Raw genomic sequence first — 797 nt, 5'->3', positions numbered from 1 at the left:
AAATCTCTGTCTTCGATATATCCACAGTCACATCTGAAAATTCTATCTGAAAGCTGTAAATCTTTCTTGATACTTTTACAGCAATGACATGTCTTAGATGATGGGTACCATCTATCTACTATTCGAAGTTCAATTCCGTACTCCCTGCATTTAGCTAGAAGTTTTGTTTTAAATTCATAAAACTTCTGCGAAGCAACTGCCTTTGAAAGATGTCTGTTCTTCATCATTCCTGATACATTTAGATCTTCAATCGTTATATGAGATAGCTTGGTTTTCACTATCTCTGCGATTATCTTATTGATGTAATCAGTACGAATATTGTCAATTCTATGGTGAAGCTTCTGTATCTTAAGCTTTTGTTTCTGTATATTTCTTTTTTGAGTGGACTCTCCTTTCTTTAGATTTTCATACTTTCGAGAAAGACTTCTCTGTTCTCGAACAAGCTTTTTTTCAAGCTTCTTTAGTTTTGCAGATTTATTGATGTTCTTATAAATCTTTCCATTAGAAACAATCGCAAAGTCCTTTAATCCAAGGTCAATGCCAATTCCTTCACTGGAATTGTTAACTATCCTGTGATCTGGGATTTCTATAAGAACTGAAACATAGTATCTGTCAGCCTTTATTGAGGCATGACCGCTCTTAATTACGTATCCATCTTTTGTTGTGGGAATATATCCTTTCTCTTTGATGCGGACCCAGCCAAGTGACGGGATCTTGATTCTGTGTCTTTCGCAAAGACAATCTTTTGGATTATTCCTTACAAAATACATTTTCACATCAGATCTGCCTTTCTTCTT

At 34.9% G+C, this 797-nt stretch carries 1 protein-coding gene; it reads right to left on the bottom strand.

Annotated features, from left to right (window positions below; translation table 11 throughout):
* Positions 1-797: RNA-guided endonuclease TnpB family protein (locus tag DW269_RS12490; protein ID WP_147321715.1), on the bottom strand; the 797-nt coding region annotated here is incomplete at both ends.

The organism is Catenibacterium sp. AM22-6LB, assembly GCF_003435615.1.
Taxonomy (GTDB): Bacteria; Bacillota_I; Bacilli_A; order Erysipelotrichales; family Coprobacillaceae; genus Catenibacterium; species Catenibacterium mitsuoka_A.
Note: the sequence above shows the minus strand (reverse complement) of the source record. Positions and strands in the feature narration are given on the sequence as shown.